Source organism: Streptomyces roseochromogenus subsp. oscitans DS 12.976, from assembly GCF_000497445.1.
Lineage (GTDB): Bacteria > Actinomycetota > Actinomycetes > Streptomycetales > Streptomycetaceae > Streptomyces > Streptomyces oscitans.
The window spans coordinates 4809351-4827665 of sequence record NZ_CM002285.1; the positions used below are offsets into that span (position 1 = coordinate 4809351).

Below are 18315 nucleotides of genomic sequence, written 5' to 3' on the forward strand. Positions count from 1 at the left end.
CGACCTGGTGTCACCCCGGTTCTCGGCTCCGGTTTCGGTGACAAAAGGGACTAATTACTCTCGGGGCATGTGTGCCTCGCCCTCGCCCGACCCCGAGCCGGCTCTGCGGGTGCCGCAGTTGCTGGAGGCGATGCGGTCCGTGGGCAGCGGGCTGGAGCTGCACTCCACGCTGGACCGGATCTGCGAGACCGCCGCCGATCTGACCGGCGCCCGGTACGCGGCGATCGGGGTCGTCGCCGAGGAGGACGGCGGGCTCTCCGACTTCGTCTACCAGGGGGTGGACGAGGCGACCGCCCGCCGGATCGGCCGGCTGCCCGACGGGCACCGGGGGCTGCTCGGCGCACTCATCAGGGAGCCGGAACCGGTCCTGCTGGCCGATCTGAGCGAGGATCCGCGCTCGTGCGGCTTTCCCCGGCACCATCCGCCGATGCGCAGCTTCCTGGGGGTCCCCATCCGGGTGCAGGGCGAGATCTTCGGCAACCTCTATCTGACCGAGAAGCGCGACGGCCGGCCCTTCGACGGCGATGACCTCGCGATGGTCCAGGTGCTGGCCACCGAGGCCGGTATCGCGGTCGGCAACGCCCGGCTGTATGAGGCGGCCATGCAGCGGGAGCGCTGGATCGACGGGTCCGTGGCCGTGACCACGGCGCTGCTGTCGGGCGGGGACGCCGACGACGCCCTGCAGGTCGTGGCGGAGCAGGCGCGCCGGCTGTCCGGAGCGGCAGCGGGGGTCGTGCTGCTGCCCGCGGAGGAGGGCGGCCTGGAGGTGGTGGCCGTGGCCTCGGACGAGCCGACGGGCATGCTGGGCGCGGTGATTCCGCCGGAGAGCCGGATCGTCGCCGAACTCCTCGACGGGCAGGCGGTGTTCGTCGCGGACGCGGCCACCGACTCCCGGATGCTGACGCAGTACGCGAGCGGCTACGGCCCGGCGATGATGGTGCCACTGCAGAGCGACGGCCGGGTGCTGGGCACGCTGGTCACGCCCCGGGCGCGCGGCGGACGGCCGTTCACGCGGGCCGAGCGCACGCTGGCCGTGCAGTTCGCCTCGCAGGCGGCGCTGGCGCTGATGATGGCCGAGGCACAGCGGGACCGGGAGCGGCTGGCGGTGTTCGAGGATCGCGACCGGATCGCCCGGGATCTGCACGACCTGGTCATCCAGCGGCTGTTCGCCACGGGGCTGATGCTGGAGAGCGCACTGCGGCGGTCCGTGGTGCCGGAAGTGCGTGAGGGCGTCGGCAAGGCGGTGGACGAACTCGATGTCACCATCCAGGAGATCCGAACCGCGATCTTCGCGCTGCAGCAGGGCCCGGCGGAGGTGCCGTCGGGGTTGCGGACGCGGGTGCTGCGGGAGATCAACATGGCTGCCGTACCACTGGGGTTCAAGCCGTCGCACCGCTTCCTCGGTCCGGTCGACACCGTCGGTGACCTCACGGGCAAGAACTTGATCGCGGCGCTGCGGGAGGCGCTGTCCAACGCGTTCCGGCATGCCGGCGCCTCCCGTATCGACGTCGTGGTCGATGCGACGGTCACCCTGGCCGGCGGGGACCGCGGGGTACGGCTCACCGTCGCGGACGACGGCGCCGGCATCCCCGAGGGCGGCCGGCGCAGCGGGCTGCGGAACCTGAAGCGTCGGGCCGAGTCTCTCGGCGGGGACAGCCGGATCGGCCCGGGTATCGGGGAGAGCGGCGGCGGGACGGCGGTGGTGTGGGAGGCGCCGTACTGAGTGCCCTCAGGCGCTGGAAACTCCCGCACCAAGGCGCCCTCAGGCGCTAGAAACGTCCCGTGAGCAGTTGCTCGATGACGACCGCGACGCCGTCTTCGTTGTTGGCGACCGTGCGGCCCGACGCGGCGGCGATGACGTCCGGGTGGGCGTTGCCCATCGCGTACGACTGGCCGGCCCAGGTCAGCATCTCGACGTCGTTGGGCATGTCGCCGAAGGCGACGACCTCCTCGTGCGAGATACCGCGCTCGGCGCAGCACAGGGCGAGCGTGCTGGCCTTGGAGACGTCGGGGCCGCTCAGTTCGAGCAGGGCGCTGGGGCTGGAGCGGGTCACGTTGGCGCGGTCGCCGATCGCCAGCCGGGCGAGGGTGAGGAAGGCGTCCGGGTCGAGATCCGGGTGGTAGGCCAGGATCTTGAGCACGGGCTGGTCGGCGTCCGGGCCGTCGGGGGCGAGGAGCTGCTCGGCGGGCAGCAGGTGGTCCGGTATCTCCATGTGCAGCTGGGGATAGTCAGGCTCCTGGTGGAAGCCGTAGGTCTGCTCGACCGCGTACACCGTGCCGGGTGCCGCCTCGCGCAGCAGCCGTACGGCGTCCAGGGCGTTCGCGCGGGCCAGTTCGCGCACCTTCACGAAGCGGTGGGTGCCGGGGCCGCCGTGCAGGTCGACCACGGCGGCGCCGTTGCCGCAGATCGCCAGGCCGTGGCCGTGGACGTGGTCGCTGACGACGTCCATCCAGCGGGCCGGGCGGCCGGTGACGAAGAAGACCTCGATGCCGGCCTCTTCCGCGGCGGCGAGCGCGGTGACCGTGCGCGGGGAGACCGACTTGTCGTCCCGCAGCAGTGTGCCGTCGAGGTCGGTGGCGATCAGCCGCGGCCGTAGGGCGGCGGACGGGGTCCCGGGCTGTCTGGTCGCTGAGGTCACCGGGCCATTCTCGCGCATATGCCAGCACGGCCGTGCGGGACTCCGCACAGATGAGACACAGATGACGCTCGGCTACACGGGGATCCCGTCGGCCCTGCGGCGATTCCCCCGGCCCTGCGGTGATCCCCGCGGGCCTTGCGGGATCCGGTGAGCCCTGCGGCCTTGCGGTGATCCGGTGAGCCCCCGCAGCGGTCCGGTCAGCCCAGCTGGGCCGCGGCCTCCATGGCGATCTGCTCGAAGACCTTCTCGTCCGCGGCGAAGTCGGAGTCCTGGATGGGCCAGTGGATCACGATCTCGGTGAAGCCCAGTTCCTGGTGCCGGCCGGCGAAGTCCACGAAGGCGTCCAGGGACTGAAGCGGACGGGCGCGGTCCGGGGTGAAGCCCGTGAGCAGGACCTTCTCCAGGCCGGCCAGGTCCCGCCCGGCGTCCGCGCAGGCCTCGGACAGCTTGGCGAACTGGCCGCGCAGGGCCTCTACGGACTGCTCGGGGGTACCGGACTCGTACAGCTTCGGGTCGCCCGTGGTCACCCAGGCCTGGCCGTAGCGCGCGGCGAGCTTCAGGCCGCGCGGGCCGGTGGCGGCCACGGCGAACGGCAGCCGGGGCCGCTGGATGCAGCCCGGGATGTTCCGCGCCTCGTGGGCCGAGTAGAAGCGGCCCTCGTACGACACCGCGTCCTCGCTGAGCAGCCGGTCCAGCAGCGGCACGAACTCGGCGAGGCGGTCGGCGCGCTCGCGCGGGCTCCACGGCTCCTGGCCCAGCGCGGTGGCGTCGAAGCCGGTGCCGCCGGCGCCGATGCCGAGGGTGATCCGGCCGCCGGAGATGTCGTCCAGGGAGATCAGCTCCTTGGCGAGGGTCACCGGGTGCCGGAAGTTCGGCGAGGTCACCAGCGTGCCGAGGTGCAGCCGCTCGGTGACGCCGGCGGCGGCCGTCAGCGTCGGGACCGCGCCGAACCACGGGCCGTCACGGAAGCTGCGCCAGGACAGGTGGTCGTACGTGTACGCCGTGTGGAAGCCGAGCTGCTCGGCCCGCAGCCAGGCCGAACGGCCGCCTTCGCTCCAGCGGCGGTAGGGCAGGATCACGGTGCTCAGACGCAGACTCATGCGTTCGAGAGTAAGCGGCCCCACTGACAACGGACCAAACGGTCACCGAACGCGGCTGCTCAGCCACGGGCTGAGCAGGATCATCGGGACGTACTCCTTGTATGTGCGGTCGCCGGGCAGCGGGACGACCAGGCGGTAGCCGGGCGGGAAGCGGCGCGCCTTGACGTGGGCGAGGTCGCCGAAGACGGAGCGGAGGAAGGCGGGCACGTCGTCGCGCGGGACGTCGTGGCATTCGATGCCCTCGACGGTGATCAGCGCGTCATCGTCCGGGAAGAGCTGCACGCTCACCCGGGGCACGCCGCCGAACTCGACGTATGCCTCGTGCGGCAGGGAGCCGTCCGGGTCCGTGGTCACGCCGATGCCCGCGGCACTGCGGCGGGAGGTCTGGTCGGCGCCGATGTCGTGGGTCACCTCGATCTCGCGCCCGTACTGGGCGGCGAGGGTGCGCAGTACGGTGACGGCGGCCTCGGTGGTCGGCAGACGCTCGTTCGGGTGATCCATGGCACCGATCATGACCGCAGTGCGCCGCGCAGTGTCAGCGGGGGCCGGGAAACCGCAGGTAGCGCGGTGGTACGGCCTGGGTCAGCCAGACTCCATTGGCGCTGACGTGGAAGACGTGGCCGTCGCGGTGCATGGCGCCGGCGTCGACGGTGAGCACCACGGGGCGGCCGCGGCGGGCGCCGACCCGGGTCGCGGTCTCGCGGTCGGCGGAGAGGTGCACGTCGTGCCGCTTCATGGGCCGGAGGCCGTCCGTGCGGATCGCGTCCAGGTTCCGGGCGACGGTGCCGTGGTAGAGGTACGTCGGCGGGGTCACCGGGGGCAGGCCGAGGTCGATCTCGATGCTGTGGCCCTGGCTGGCGCGGATCCGGCTGCCCTGGATGGCGAAGCGCTGCTTGTCGTTGGTGGCCACCACGTGGTCCAGTTCCTCGCGTGTGAAGCGGAAGCCGTGGGCGGCGGCCGCGGCGATCAGTGTGTCGATCTCCACCCAGCCGGCCGGGTCCAGGGTGAGCCCGATGCGCTCGGGTTGGTGACGCAGGTGTTTGGAGAGGTACTTCGACACCTTCACTGTGCGTCTTTCGTCGATGTATCGCGCGTCGTGTCGTTCGTCGTGTCTTGCGTTCATGTGTCCAGCGTGCGGGAGAGGCGCGGATCACGCAGGTTTTTTTGTTCACAGGTTTGATCCACAACCAAGTCAGGTTATCCACAGGGGAATTGACGAATCTGTGGACAAATGACGCACCTATTAGGATGATTCGCGAACTTCCTCACTCTGTACGGCGCCTGAGGTGAGGCGGTCCAAGGCGCGTGCCCGAAGCTCGCGTTCGGCGGCCAATGCGATGAACTCGCAGACGTGTTCCCGGCCAACGAGGCTTTCCACAGCGGCGACCGTGTCGGCGGGAAGAGCGACGCAGCGGTCGCCGGACCGCTCCTCGGCGGGTTGCTCCGCACCGAGGTGTGTGCGCAGATGCCGGGTCGCCAACGAGCGCATTGCACGCGCCAGTTCGGCGTCCATCGTCTGCCGGGCCAGCGGGCGCAGCCGGCGCACCAGGGAGGCGGCTTCCGCGGCGTGTGCGTCCGTACGGTGCTCGGGGTCGTCCAGATAGCGTGCGAAGACGTACTCCGTGGTGAACTCAAGGAAACGGGCGGCGATGTACTCGACCTGGCCCCTCAACTCCCGCAGATGGCCCGAGATCGCGGACAGCGGGACTCCGGCGGCGTGCAACTCTACGGCCACGGAGAGTTCTTGGGGGCTCGGTACGAGGAACGTGTCGGGGTCGCCGTCGATCCGCTCCAGCACGCCGAGGTCGACCGCCTCGCTCACGGCGTCGTCGTCGGGGGTGCCGCCGAAGCGGGCGTTCAGTTCGGTGCGGGTGACGCGGTCGGGGCGTTCGTCCGTCCACGGTCCGTCCACCTCGGTGACCAGACCGAGGACGCCGCCCAGGCCGCGGCCGGTGTCCCAGGCGTCCAGCAGCTCCTTGATCGAGGCCAGGGTGTATCCGCGGTCGAGGAGGTGGGCGATCTGGTGGAGGCGGGTGATGTGGGTCTCGGAGTAGAGGTTCGCGCGGCCTCGGCGCTCGGGGCGAGGGAGGAGGCCGCGGTCCTGGTAGGCGCGGATGGTTCTTACGGTGGTGCGGGTTTGGTGGGCCAGATCTTCTATGCGGTACGTGTTCTCGGCCGGGGGGTCGGGCATGTGCGGCTCCTTGGCTGGTGGGCCTTTCCTGGAGCTGGGGTGGAGGTGGGCCCTGAAGACACCGGGGCAGGCACGACCGCCCGCAGCGGCGGCACCGTCCAGCCGACGGAACCGCACCGAGATTCACACCTTCGGGTCCACCCGCGCCAGCCTGCGCAGCGCCCCCGGCATGAACCGGGACAACGCATGGGCGCCCCTGGCCTCCGGGGTCACCGGGACGACCGCTCGGTTGCGGGTCACCGCGTCCAGGATTGCCCCGGCCACCTTCTCCGGTGGGTAGTTGCGCAGGCCGTACAGGCGGGCGGAGTTCTTCTGGCGGCGGCGTTCCTCGGCCTCGTCCACGCCGGCGAAGCGGGCCGTGGCCGTGATGTTCGTGTTGACGATTCCGGGGCATATCGCGCTCACCCCGATGCCCTGACCGGCGAGTTCGGCGCGCAGGCACTCGGAGAGCATCAGCACCGCCGCTTTGGAGGTGCTGTAGGCGGGCAGGGCGCGAGAGGGCTGGAAAGCCGCCGCCGAGGCGATGTTGACGATGTGGCCGCCCTGGCCGCGTTCGGCCATCCGCGCGCCGAAGAGCCGGCAGCCGTGGATCACGCCCCAGAGGTTGACGTCCAGAACCTTGCGCCAGTCGCCGGTCGTCGTGGCGAAGAAGGAGCCCGACAGGCCGATGCCCGCGTTGTTGACCAGCACGTCCAGCACGCCGTACTCGCGGTGCACCTTCTCGGCCAGCTTCTCCATCGCCTGCTCGTCGGAGACGTCGGCCGTCTCCGCCCAGGCCTCGGGCGCGCCGATCAGCCGGGACAGTTCGGCGGTGCGGGCGGCGGCCTCGGTGTCACGGTCGACGGCCACCACGCGCGCGCCCGCCTCCGCGAACGCGAACGCCGTGGCCCTGCCGATGCCGCTGCCCGCACCGGTGACCAGCACCAACTGCCCGCCGAACCGGTCGGCGTGGCGGCCGGTGGCCTTCGGTTCGGGGCGGCCGCCGTCCACGGACATGACGAATTCCTCGATCCAGGAAGTGAGTTGATCGGGGCGGGTGCGCGGGACCCAGTGCTTGGCGGGGAGCGTACGGCGGGTCAGCTGGGGCACCCACTGCTCCAGGTCGTCGTAGAGACGCGGGGAGAGGAACGCGTCCCCCTGGGGCGTGATGAGCTGCACGGGCGCGTGCGCGTACGCGTCGGGGCGCGGCCTGGTCAGCCGGGCGCGGACGTTGTCCCGGTACAGCCAGGCGCCGTGCGCCGCGTCCGAGGCAAGGGAGGAGGTCGGGTAGTCCCCGGCGGGGACCTTCTCGACCCGCTGGAGGATCCCCGGCCAGCGTCTGCCCAGCGGGCCGCGCCATGCCAGCTCCGGCAGGGCCGGTGTGTGCAGCAGATACACGTACCAGGACTTGGCGCCCTGGCCGAGGAGCTGGCCCACCCGGCGGGGCGTCGGACGCTTCACGCGCGCGTTGATCCAGTGCCCGAAGTGGTCCAGAGACGGCCCGGAGATGGAGGTGAAGGAGGCGATACGGCCCTCCGTGCGGCCCACCGTCACGAACTCCCACGACTGCACCGAGCCCCAGTCATGGCCGACCAGGTGGACCGGGCGGTCCGGGCTCACGGCGTCCGCCACGGCCAGGAAGTCGTCCGTGAGCTTGGCGAGGGTGAAGCCGCCGCGCAGCGGCTGGGGCGCCGTGGAGCGGCCGTGGCCCCGGACGTCGTACAGGACGACGTGGAAGCGGTCGGCGAGGCGGACGGCGACCTCCGACCAGACCTCCTTGCTGTCCGGGTAGCCGTGCACCAGCATCACCGTCGGCTGCTGGGGATCGCCCAGCTCGGCCACGCACAGCTCGACCCCGCCGGTCGCCACCCTGCGCTCCCGCGCACCTTTCAGCGTCACTTCTCCTCCGCCCAGCGCCGCACGTGCGGCAGATCGTCGTCCAGCCAGAACGCGCTCTGTCCGGGGTCCTTCGAGTCGGTGACCACGAGGATCTCCTCGAACTTCGCGCCCGTACCCCGGAAGCCGAGGTGCGGTTCGACCGCCCACAGGCCCGGCTGCGGCGGGTGGTCCGAGAAGCGGTACGGCGACCACAGCGGCGACCAGCCCTCGCGGTGGCCGTGCAGCGCGTCGGCGGCCAGGCCCTTCAGGGACTGCGCACCGAACCCGAACAGGTGGGGAGAGAAGCGGCGCTGCTTCACCCGGTCCACCTTGTGGGCGATCACGCCGAACGGGTACGCGCGATGCCGGTTGGCGTAGCCCTGGCGGACCATGAGCCGGTCCACGTCCTCGTAGATCTCGCGCAGCGGGCGCCGTTCGCGCACCTCGCGCAGGATCAGCTCGCGATGCGCCTCCAGGTCTGCCATCAGCCGGTCCTGCACCGGGTTCACCCCGAGCGAGCCCGAGTAGCCGATGTCCGCCGTGTATCCCTCGTACACCGGCGCCATGTCCAGGATGAACGGCATGCCGGGCTCAAGGGCCCGGTCAGTGGGGAAGAACTGCAGGGGGATGCGGAAGTTCACGAACGCGGTGCGGTCGCCGAACCACGCGAAGGGCAGGTGGAACCAGTCCCGCACCCCGCGCTCGCGCAGATACTCCCGCTGCATCCGCGCCGCCTCGCGCTCCGTCACGCCCGGCTCCAGCCGTGCCGCGACTGCCTCCGCGCATTCGTAGGCGAGGCGCTGCACCCGCCTGAACCCCCGCAGCTCCACGGGGAGTTCGCTGCTCACTGCCGTCGTCATGCCGCCCCGTCCCGTCGTGCCGCCGACTCGTCCGTCGACTGCGGTACGCGTCCGTAACTTGACACTGGTGAATGTGACAGTTGTTAGAGGCCGCGTCAATAGGAGGGGCGGCAGGCTGTGGAAAACCCGCGGTAACTCCTAGGCAGGGTGACCCCTAGGGTCCCGTAATACCTGGGTCTGACGCGAAGACGGCTCTGTGGTCTGACGACCGGCGTGGCCGGGATCACTACCGTCGTAGGCGTGACTGTGATCGCGACCGAAAGCCTGAGCAAGCGGTTCCCCCGGGTGACCGCTCTCGACCGGCTGTCCGTGGACATCGGGCCCGGTGTGACCGGACTCGTCGGAGCCAACGGCGCCGGCAAGTCCACCCTGATCAAGATCCTGCTGGGTCTCTCCCCCGCCACGGAGGGCCGCGCCGAGGTGCTCGGCCTCGACGTCGCCACCAAGGGCGGCACCATCCGTGAGCGCGTCGGCTACATGCCGGAGCACGACTGCCTGCCCCCGGACGTCTCGGCCACCGAGTTCGTCGTCCACATGGCGCGCATGTCCGGCCTGCCGCCCACCGCCGCGCGCGAGCGCACCGCGGACACCCTGCGCCACGTCGGTCTGTACGAGGAGCGCTACCGCCCCATCGGCGGCTACTCGACCGGCATGAAGCAGCGCGTCAAGCTCGCCCAGGCGCTGGTGCACGACCCGCAGCTGGTGTTCCTGGACGAGCCGACCAACGGCCTCGACCCGGTCGGCCGGGACGAGATGCTCGGCCTGATCCGCCGCATTCACACCGAGTTCGGCATCTCGGTCCTGGTCACCTCCCATCTGCTGGGCGAGTTGGAGCGCACCTGCGACCACGTCGTCGTCATCGACGGCGGCAAGCTCCTGCGCTCCAGCTCCACGACCGACTTCACGCAGACCACGACCACACTCGCGATCGAGGTCACCGACAGCGACGCCCACCCCGACGGCACCCGCGCGGTCCGCGACGAGCTCCACGCGCGCGGGGCGGAGACGCACGCCGAAGGCGCGGGCCTGCCCGGCGCCGGGCACATCCTGCTGCTCACCGCCCAGGGCGAGCAGACGTACGACCTGGTCCGGGACGTGGTCGCCGACCTCGGACTGGGCCTGGTCCGCATGGAGCAGCGCCGGCACCACATCTCCGAGGTGTTCACCAGCACAGACGAACACAGCAGCGACGAGCACGGCAGCGACGAGCAGCGGAAGGAGGCCGTCGGCCATGGCGGTTGAGCAGCCCCTGACCACCCCCGCGGGCGACCAGACCCGCATCCACGACATCGGCTACCGCGGCTACGACGGCCCCCGCCTCGGCCGCGCCTACGCCCGCCGCTCGCTGTACTCGCAGTCCCTGCGCGGCGCCTACGGCCTCGGCCGCTCGGCCAAGTCCAAGGTGCTGCCGATGCTGCTGTTCACGGTGATGTGCGTGCCCGCGGCCATCATGGTGGCCGTCGCGGTCGCCACCAAGGCGCACGAACTGCCGGTGGCCTACACCCGCTACGCGATCATGATGCAGGCCGTGATCAGCCTGTACGTCGCCGCGCAGGCACCCCAGGCCGTCTCCCGCGACCTGCGCTTCAAGACCGTGCCGCTGTACTTCTCGCGGCCCATCGAGACCGCCGACTACGTCCGCGCCAAATTCGCGTCACTCGCCTCGGCGATCTTCATCCTGACCGCCGCTCCCCTGCTCGTGATGTACGTGGGCGCGCTGCTGTCCAAGCTGGGCTTCGCCCACCAGACGAAGGAATTCGCCGAGGGACTGGTCTCCGTGGCGCTGCTCTCCCTGCTCTTCGCCGGCATCGGCCTGGTCATCGCCGCCGTCACCCCGCGCCGCGGCTTCGGCATCGCCGCCGTGATCGCCGTGCTGATCATCTCCTACGGCGCGGTCAGCACGCTCCAGGCCATCGCCAACGTGCAGAACCACACCTCCGCCATCCCGTGGATCGGCTTGTTCTCGCCCGTCACACTCATCGACGGCGTCCAGTCGGCCTTCCTGGGCGCGACCGCCCGCAACCCCGGAGCGATCAACCCGTCGGCCGGGCAGGGCGTGGTCTACGTCCTGGTCGTGCTCGCCCTGATCGCCGGCAGCTACGGCCTGCTGGTGCGCCGCTACAAGAAGGTGGGACTGTGACCACGCTCAGCATCGACCACGTCTCCCGCTGGTTCGGCAACGTGGTCGCCGTCAACGACATCACCATGACCATCGGCCCCGGTGTCACCGGCCTGCTCGGCCCCAACGGCGCCGGAAAGTCCACCCTGATCAACATGATGGGCGGCTTCCTCGCCCCCTCCACCGGCACGGTCACCCTCGACGGACAGCCGGTGTGGCGCAACGAGCAGATCTACCGGCACATCGGCATCGTCCCCGAGCGCGAGGCGATGTACGACTTCCTCACCGGCCGGGAGTTCGTCGTCGCCAACGCCGAGTTGCACGGCCTCGGCGCCAAGGCGGCGCAGAAGGCGCTGGCCACGGTCGAGATGGAGTACGCGCAGGACCGCAGGATCGCCACGTACTCCAAGGGCATGCGCCAGCGCGTGAAGATGGCGAGCGCGCTGGTCCACGACCCCTCGCTGCTCCTGCTGGACGAGCCGTTCAACGGCATGGACCCGCGACAGCGCATGCAACTGATGGACCTGCTGCGGAAGATGGGCGACGAGGGCCGCACCGTGCTGTTCTCCTCGCACATCCTCGAAGAGGTCGAGCAGCTCGCCCGGCATATCGAGGTCGTGGTCGCCGGACGGCACGCGGCCAGCGGCGACTTCCGCAAGATCCGCCGGCTGATGACCGACCGCCCGCACCGCTATCTGGTCCGCTCCAGCGACGACCGCGCGCTTGCGGCCGCGCTGATCGCCGATCCCTCGACGGCCGGCATCGAGGTCGACATGAGCGAGGGCGCGCTGCGCATCCAGGCCGTCGACTTCGGCCGCTTCACCGCCCTGCTGCCGAAGGTCGCCCGGGACCACGGCATCCGGCTCCTCACGGTCTCGCCGTCCGACGAGTCCCTGGAGTCCGTCTTCTCGTACCTGGTCGCGGCGTAGGAGGCCGAAGATGTACGACCCCACTGTCGCCCGGCTCACCTATCGGGCCCTGCTCGGCCGACGCCGGGCCCTCATCCTCGGCGCGCTGCCGCTGCTGCTGATCGTGCTCTCCGTGGCCGTGCGGGCTCTGACCGGAGCCGACGACCAGACCGCCTCCGACGTGCTCGGCGGCTTCGCGATCGCCACGATGGTGCCGATCATCGGCGTCATCGCGGGCACGGGGGCGATCGGGCCGGAGATCGACGACGGCTCCGTCGTCTATCTGCTGTCCAAGCCGCTGAAGCGGCCCACGATCATCTTCACCAAGCTGATCGTCGCCATCGCCGTGACCATGGTCTTCTCGGCGGTGCCGACCCTGATCGCGGGCCTGATCCTCAACGGCAACGGCCAGCAGATCGCCGTCGCCTACACGGTCGCCGCGCTGGTCTCCTCCATCGCCTACTCGGCGCTGTTCCTGCTGCTCGGCACGGTCTCCCGGCACGCGGTGGTCTTCGGGCTCGTCTACGCGCTGGTCTGGGAGGCGCTGTTCGGCTCACTGGTGCCCGGCGCGCGCACGCTCAGTGTCCAGCAGTGGTCGCTGGCCGTCGCCCACAAGATCGCCGGCGGGGATCTGGTGACCTCGGACGTGAGTCTGGGGACGGCCACCGTGCTGCTGGTCGCGGTCACCGCGCTGGCCACCTGGTACGCCGGGCAGAAGCTGCGGACGCTGAAGCTGGCGGGCGAGGAGTAGGCACCGGGCGGGTTCCCGTCCGGGCCGGCGGCTTTGACGGGGGCTTCACCTCGGTCCGGGCACACTGGGCAAAGCGGATGTACGGCTAGGAGGCCGGTGATGGCAGAGGAGATACCGCAGAACGACGGGCGTGGGCGGTCCGAGGGCGACGCCTGGGACGAGCTGGTCCTGGACGAGGCCTTCGTCCACGCCGCCGGGACCTCCGAGCCGTCCGCGAGAGCCCGGATGCTCGCCGCGCGCTGGCGGGCCGAGGAGCCCGAGCCGCAGCCGTGGCGCTCCGACGAGCCGCCGGCGGGCTGGTTCTTCAGCAAGGCGCGGCGCCGCAGGTGGCGCCGCCGGTAGCGCGGGCTCTCGGTATCCCGGTACCGGTTAATTCAGTGGCGTCCAACTCGGCGGCGGGGCAGAGTGGTTGTGCCCCATCCGCCGGGAACGTCCCGGCGTCACGATCCGGGAGAGGAGCCGGGCGATGTCGATGCACGACAGTACGCCCAGCTCCCGCCAGGGCAGCCCGAGGCCGGCTCCGGTGTAGTTACCCCACCGTCGAGCCCCAGGGGCAGCCCGGGGCGGCCGCTTCGAGCACGCGAGCGCATGCGCTGCGCTTGCGTGGGCCGCCTTCCCTGTGGCCCCCAGTTCTAGGGGGCACCCTGCGCTGGGGTGGCCGGGTGAGTCGCGCAACTCGGCGCCACGAGGTGCCCCTGCGCCCACCCGTGCCGCCCCAGCGGCACGACTGCCCGCAGCGACATCGGCGCTGTGCAGCCGACAGCAGTGCAACCCCTAGGGGCGCGGGGCTGTATCGATATGCGGCTCCGCCGCGATGGGGGAGCGACAAGCCACGACGCACCCGCACTCGGCGATGGACCGCAGACCCAACAGGGCGCGGGCGGGCCGGGCGCGGCCCCGCGGCTATGCCAGCAGTCGCTCCAGTACCACCGCGATGCCGTCCTCCTCATTGGAGGCCGTGACCTCGTCAGAGACCTCGCGGAGCTCGTCGTGTGCGTTGGCCATCGCCACGCCCCGGGACGCCCAGGCGAACATCGGGATGTCGTTGGGCATATCGCCGAAGGCGATCGTGTCGGCCGCCTTCAGGCCCAGGCGGCGGGCCGCCAGAGACAGCCCCGTGGCCTTGGACAGGCCGAGCGGCAGCAGCTCCACGATGCCCTCGCCCGCCATGGCCACGTTGACGAAGCCACCCGCCGCTCGCCGGGCCGCGTCCGCCAGATCGTCGTCGGACAGCGTCGGATGCTGTATGTAGATCTTGTTCAGCGGAGCCGTCCAGAGGTCGGAGACGTCCGTGAACGGGGTGGCGGGGAGGGAACCGGTGACCGCGTAGCCCGGGCCTATCAAGACGTCGCCGTCGAGGCCGTCGCGGCTGGCCGCCAGGTACAGCGGGCCCACCTCGGCCTCGATCTTGGCCAGGGCCACGCCCGCCAGCTGCCGGTCCAGGGTGACCGAGGTCAGCAGGCGGTGCGTCCCCGCGTCGTAGACCTGTGCGCCCTGGCCGCAGACGGCGAGGCCGTCGTAGCCGAGGTCGTCCAGGATGTGCTGGGTCCACGGGACCGCGCGGCCGGTGACGACGATGTGGGCCGCACCCGCCGCGGTGGCCGCGGCGAGCGCGTCACGGGTGCGCTGCGAGACCGACTCATCGGAGCGCAGAAGCGTTCCGTCAAGATCGGTGGCGATCAGCCGGTAGGGGAAGCCGGTCACTTGGCGACCGGCTCCAGGACCTCCCGGCCGCCCAGGTAGGGGCGCAGCACCTCGGGGACCCGGACCGAGCCGTCGGCCTGCTGGTGGTTCTCCAGGATCGCCACGATCGTGCGCGGTACGGCGCACAGCGTGCCGTTGAGCGTGGCGAGCGGCTTGACCTGCTTGCCGTCGCGGACGCGGATCGACAGGCGGCGGGACTGGAACTCGGTGCAGTCCGAGGTCGAGGTCAGCTCGCGGTACTTGCCCTGGGTCGGGATCCACGCCTCGCAGTCGTACTTACGGGCGGCCGAGGCGCCGAGGTCACCGCTGGCGACGTCGATGACGCGGAACGGCAGCTCCAGCGAGGTCAGCCACTGCTTCTCCCACTCCAGCAGGCGCTGGTGCTCGGCCTGGGAGTCCTCGGGCGCGACGTACGAGAACATCTCGACCTTGTCGAACTGGTGCACACGGAAGATGCCCCGGGTGTCCTTGCCGTGCGAGCCGGCCTCGCGGCGGAAGCAGGGCGAGAAGCCCGCGTAGCGCAGGGGAAGGCGGTCCGCGTCGATGATCTCGTCCATGTGGTAGGCCGCCAGCGGCACCTCGGACGTGCCGACCAGGTACAGGTCGTCCTTGTCGAGGTGGTAGACGTCCTGGGCGGCCTGGCCGAGGAAGCCGGTGCCCGCCATGGACTGGGGGCGGACCAGCGCCGGGGTGAGCATGGGCGTGAAGCCGGCCGCCGTGGCCTGGGCGATCGCCGCGTTCACCAGGGCCAGCTCCAGCAGGGCGCCGACACCGGTGAGGAAGTAGAAGCGGGAGCCGGAGACCTTGGCGCCGCGCTCGACGTCGATCGCGCCGAGGGTCTGGCCCAGCTCCAGGTGGTCCTTGGGCTCGAAGCCCTCGGCGCCGAAGTCACGGATGGTGCCGTGCGTCTCCAGCGTGACGAAGTCCTCCTCGCCGCCGACGGGCACGTCGGGGTGGACGAGGTTGCCGAGCCGGAGCAGCAGCTCCTGGGTCTCGGTGTCGGCCGCGTCCCGCTCGGCGTCGGCGGCCTTGACGTCGGCCTTCAGCTGCTCGGCGCGCCCCAGCAGCTCGGCCTTCTCGTCGCCGGTGGCCTTGGGGATCAGCTTGCCGAGCTGCTTCTGCTCGGCGCGCAGCTCGTCGAAGCGGACGCCGGAGGACCTGCGCCGCTCGTCGGCAGACAGGAGGGAGTCGACGAGCGCGACGTCCTCTCCACGGGCGCGCTGGGACGCGCGCACACGGTCGGGGTCCTCACGGAGCAGGCGAAGGTCAATCACGAGGCCAAGGCTACCGGTGCGGGCTCGCCGCTCACGAATCCCTATTCCACGGAGTTCTTATTTGCCACTGTTCGCCCGCTTACGTTCCGTTATGGGCAAAATGCGGAACGTATAAGAGCGGCGTCAAGGAAAAGTGTCTCACTCCCTGGGACGGGGCACGTCCCAGGCGCCTGATTGACTGGATTCCCTTGTGGAGAGCGGGACTTCGCGGCCCGGTTGTCCACAGAAATCCACACCTCCTGAAGAGTTATCCACAGGCTGTGTGGAAGGTCTGTGGACTTCGGAATTGATCACTCCGGAAGTTGTCGCCGGACTGAGGAATTCCCAGGGCAAACCCGGGTCACACCCACTTTTGGGTGGAAAGTAGTCGCCCCAAAAGATGAATCAACGGAAACGGGTGGACGAAGGGTGAGGTGTGGAGTGGTGGCCGCCCGGGGGCTGCGAGAGGTGATTTGTCGACCGACTCACACACCCCTGTCGACTTGTCCCCAGGTCGAGAAGCGGACCTGTGGATAACTTCTGTGGATAACGATGATATGCAGGTACGACTGGCTAGAAACGGCCGTCCTGGCAGCGCGTCACCCAGTCCGCCGCCGCCATGAACTCCCCGTCCGACGTCCCCGGCGGCGTCGGCCGGGCCTCGCCCGGTGTGATGTCCGCGCGCGGGTAGGAGCCGAGGAAGCGCACCTGGAGGCAGATCCGCTTCAGCCCCATCAGCGCCTCGGCCATCCGCCGGTCGGAGATATGGCCCTCGGCGTCGATGCAGAAGCAGTAGTTGCCGATGCCGGCTCCGGTCGGCCTGGACTGGAGCAGCATGAGGTTGATGCCGCGCGTGGCGAATTCGCCGAGCAGGTCGCGCAGGCCACCGGGGTGGTCGTCGCGCTGCCACAGCACCACCGAGGTCTTGTCGGCACCGGTCGGCGCGGCGGGCCGGGCCGGGCGGCCGACCAGCACGAACCGGGTCTGGGCGTTCTCCGCGTCGTGGATCCCGGTCTCCAGGGCCTCGAGGCCGTACCGGGCGGCGGCGAACTCGCCCGCGAAGGCGGCGTCGTAGCGGCCCTCCTGGACCAGGCGGGCGGCGTCCGCGTTGGAGGCGGCCGACTCCCAGACCGCGTCCGGGAGATGCTTGCGCAGCCAGTTGCGCACCTGCGGCTGGGCCGCCGGGTGCGCGGAGACGGTCTTGATGTCCGTGAGCTTCGTGCCGGGCCGGACCAGCAGCGCGAAGGTGATCGACAGCAGGACCTCGCGGTAGATGGTCAGCGGCTCGCCCGCGACCAGCTCGTCCAGGGTGGTGGTGATGCCGCCCTCGACGGAGTTCTCGATCGGTACGAACGCCGCCTCGGCCTCGCCGGCCCGCACCGCGTCCAGCGCGGACTGCACCGACACGAACGGAACGAGTTCCCGGGTGGCGGCTTCCGGGAGCGTCCGCAGGGCGACTTCGGTGAAGGTGCCCTCGGGGCCGAGATACGCATAGCTCGCTGGCATGTCCCTCACCCTAATGGCCGCGCGCCGCCCCGGCTCAGGTGTCTCACGAGAGCCACTCGACCGAGTGGTTTGATGCGGGAAAGCCCAGGAGAACCCGTAAACCCCGTAAACCCTGCAACCTCATGAACCCCGTCAGGCCGGGCTACCCCTCCAGCAGCCGCTGCCCCACGTACTCACCCTTCGCCGCCCCGCCCGGCACCGCGAACAGGCCGCTCGCCTCGTGCCGGATGAACTGCGAGAGCGCGTCGCCCCGGTCGAGCTTGCGCTGTACCGGTACGAAGCCGCGCAGCGGGTCCGCCTGCCAGCAGACGAAGAGCAGGCCGGCGTCGGGCGTGCCGTCCGCGTCGAAGCCGTCGTGGTAGGAGAAGGGGCGCCGCAGCATGGCCGCGCCGCCGTTCTTGTCGGGCCGGGTGATCCGGGCGTGCGCGTTGAGCGGGACGACGTACTCGCCCTTGGTGTCAGTCTTCTCCAGGTCCATCGGGGTCGTCTCGCCGCCCCCGGACAGCGGCGCCCCGTTGGACTTCCGGCGTCCGATGACCGCCTCCTGGGCCGACACCGACAGCTTTTCCCAGTCGTCCAGGAGCATCCGGATACGGCGTACGACGGCGTAGGAGCCGTTCGCCATCCAAGCCGGCTCGCCCGAGGCGGGCACGAAGATCCGCCGGTCGAAGTCGGAGTCGGTGGGCTTCGGATTGCGGGTGCCGTCCAGCTGGCCCATGAGGTTGCGGGCGGTCATGGGGTGGGCGGTGGCGCCAGGGGTGCGGTTGAAGCCGTTCATCTGCCAGCGCAGCCGGGCCGCGCCGCCCGCGTCTCTCTGGATCGCGCGCAGGGCGTGGAAGGCGACCAGGGCGTCGTTCGCACCGATCTGCACCCACAGGTCGCCGTCGCTGCGCGCCTTGTCCAGGTGGTCGGAGGAGAAGTCCGGCAGCGGGTCCAGCGCGCTCGGCCGCTGCTTCTCCAGACCGGTTCTGCCGAAGAAGCCGTGCCCGAAGCCAAAGGTGATCGTCAGCGAGGAGGGCCCGGCGTCACGGGCCACATCGGTGTCGTCGTGCGGCGCGGCCTCGCCCGACATCAGCCGCTCGGCCGTCGCCGACCAGCGGCGCAGCAATGCCGCGGCCTCCTTGCGGCCCGCGCCCGCCGTCAGGTCGAAGGCGGCGAGATGGCCACGCGCCTGGAGGCCCTCGGTGATGCCGGGCTGATGTTTCCCGTGAAACATCGCCCGGCCGGAGCCGACCGAGGTCAGCGGGGTGGCCGGGGCGGGCGCTGCGGCATAGCCCACGGCCCCGCCGGCCGCGCCGAGCACGAGCCCGGTGGCCCCGGCGGTGCCGAGCAGCGCGCGCCGGGAGACGCCGTGGCCGCCGGTGGAATCGGGGTCCTGTGACACCTCGGCGGATGTGCGGGCCTGGGGGATGGACTGGTCGGGCATG

17 protein-coding genes are annotated in these 18315 nt (G+C 70.7%); 6 read left to right on the forward strand and 11 right to left on the reverse strand.

Annotated features, from left to right (window positions below):
• The first annotated feature begins 67 nt into the window (after positions 1–67).
• On the forward strand, positions 68–1723 hold the full coding sequence (locus tag M878_RS70345; RefSeq protein ID WP_023548699.1) for a sensor histidine kinase: 1656 nt from the start codon (positions 68–70) through the stop codon (positions 1721–1723).
• 46 nt (positions 1724–1769) lie between these two features.
• Here the strand turns inward: M878_RS70345 and M878_RS70350 are convergent, their stop codons facing one another.
• The 7 genes from M878_RS70350 to M878_RS70380 all read right to left on the reverse strand — a co-directional run bounded on the left by M878_RS70350 (position 1770) and on the right by M878_RS70380 (position 8647).
• Positions 1770–2657 (reverse strand): Cof-type HAD-IIB family hydrolase, encoded by an 888-nt coding sequence (locus tag M878_RS70350; protein WP_023548701.1) that lies wholly within the window; start codon positions 2655–2657, stop codon positions 1770–1772.
• A gap of 179 nt (positions 2658–2836) precedes the next feature.
• Positions 2837–3739, reverse strand: coding sequence for an LLM class flavin-dependent oxidoreductase (locus M878_RS70355; RefSeq protein ID WP_023548703.1), 903 nt, complete (start codon positions 3737–3739; stop codon positions 2837–2839).
• A 42-nt stretch (positions 3740–3781) separates the two neighbouring features.
• Positions 3782–4252 (reverse strand): hypothetical protein, encoded by a 471-nt coding sequence (locus M878_RS70360; RefSeq protein WP_031225382.1) that lies wholly within the window; start codon positions 4250–4252, stop codon positions 3782–3784.
• 22 nt (positions 4253–4274) lie between these two features.
• Positions 4275–4862 (reverse strand): RNA 2'-phosphotransferase, encoded by a 588-nt coding sequence (locus M878_RS70365; protein WP_051430102.1) that lies wholly within the window; start codon positions 4860–4862, stop codon positions 4275–4277.
• 120 nt (positions 4863–4982) lie between these two features.
• Positions 4983–5930, reverse strand: a complete 948-nt coding sequence (locus M878_RS70370; RefSeq protein ID WP_023548709.1) for a MerR family transcriptional regulator — start codon at positions 5928–5930, stop codon at positions 4983–4985.
• Positions 5931–6053: 123 nt separating this feature from the next.
• Complete coding sequence (locus M878_RS70375; protein ID WP_031225384.1) at positions 6054–7808, reverse strand: SDR family oxidoreductase; 1755 nt, start codon at positions 7806–7808, stop codon at positions 6054–6056.
• A complete protein-coding gene (locus tag M878_RS70380) occupies positions 7805–8647 on the reverse strand; it encodes a M24 family metallopeptidase (protein WP_031225386.1) in 843 nt (280 codons plus the stop codon). Before M878_RS70380 ends, M878_RS70375 begins: the two co-directional genes overlap by 4 nt.
• Positions 8648–8893: 246 nt before the next feature.
• On the opposite strand from M878_RS70380, the gene M878_RS70385 reads away from it, so the two are divergent.
• The 5 genes from M878_RS70385 to M878_RS70405 all read left to right on the forward strand — a co-directional run bounded on the left by M878_RS70385 (position 8894) and on the right by M878_RS70405 (position 12767).
• Positions 8894–9889, forward strand: a complete 996-nt coding sequence (locus M878_RS70385; protein ID WP_031225387.1) for an ABC transporter ATP-binding protein — start codon at positions 8894–8896, stop codon at positions 9887–9889.
• Positions 9879–10787, forward strand: coding sequence for an ABC transporter permease subunit (locus M878_RS70390; protein WP_023548716.1), 909 nt, complete (start codon positions 9879–9881; stop codon positions 10785–10787). Before M878_RS70385 ends, M878_RS70390 begins: the two co-directional genes overlap by 11 nt.
• Positions 10784–11695, forward strand: coding sequence for an ABC transporter ATP-binding protein (locus M878_RS70395; protein WP_023548717.1), 912 nt, complete (start codon positions 10784–10786; stop codon positions 11693–11695). Before M878_RS70390 ends, M878_RS70395 begins: the two co-directional genes overlap by 4 nt.
• A gap of 10 nt (positions 11696–11705) precedes the next feature.
• Positions 11706–12425 (forward strand): ABC transporter permease, encoded by a 720-nt coding sequence (locus M878_RS70400; RefSeq protein ID WP_023548719.1) that lies wholly within the window; start codon positions 11706–11708, stop codon positions 12423–12425.
• A gap of 99 nt (positions 12426–12524) precedes the next feature.
• Positions 12525–12767, forward strand: a complete 243-nt coding sequence (locus M878_RS70405; RefSeq protein ID WP_023548721.1) for an SGM_3592 family protein — start codon at positions 12525–12527, stop codon at positions 12765–12767.
• Between the two features lie 561 nt (positions 12768–13328).
• Here the strand turns inward: M878_RS70405 and M878_RS70410 are convergent.
• From M878_RS70410 to efeB, 4 genes are all read right to left on the reverse strand, one after another.
• On the reverse strand, positions 13329–14129 hold the full coding sequence (locus tag M878_RS70410; RefSeq protein ID WP_023548723.1) for an HAD family hydrolase: 801 nt from the start codon (positions 14127–14129) through the stop codon (positions 13329–13331).
• On the reverse strand, positions 14126–15403 hold the full coding sequence (gene serS, locus M878_RS70415; protein ID WP_023548724.1) for a serine--tRNA ligase: 1278 nt from the start codon (positions 15401–15403) through the stop codon (positions 14126–14128). Before serS ends, M878_RS70410 begins: the two co-directional genes overlap by 4 nt.
• A gap of 552 nt (positions 15404–15955) precedes the next feature.
• A complete protein-coding gene (pheA, locus tag M878_RS70420; RefSeq protein WP_023548726.1) occupies positions 15956–16888 on the reverse strand; it encodes a prephenate dehydratase in 933 nt (310 codons plus the stop codon).
• 142 nt (positions 16889–17030) lie between these two features.
• Positions 17031–18314 carry an iron uptake transporter deferrochelatase/peroxidase subunit gene (efeB, locus tag M878_RS70425; RefSeq protein WP_023548728.1) on the reverse strand — a complete coding sequence of 428 codons (1284 nt, stop codon included), beginning with the start codon at positions 18312–18314 and terminating at the stop codon, positions 17031–17033.
• Between the last annotated feature and the right edge of the window lies 1 nt (position 18315).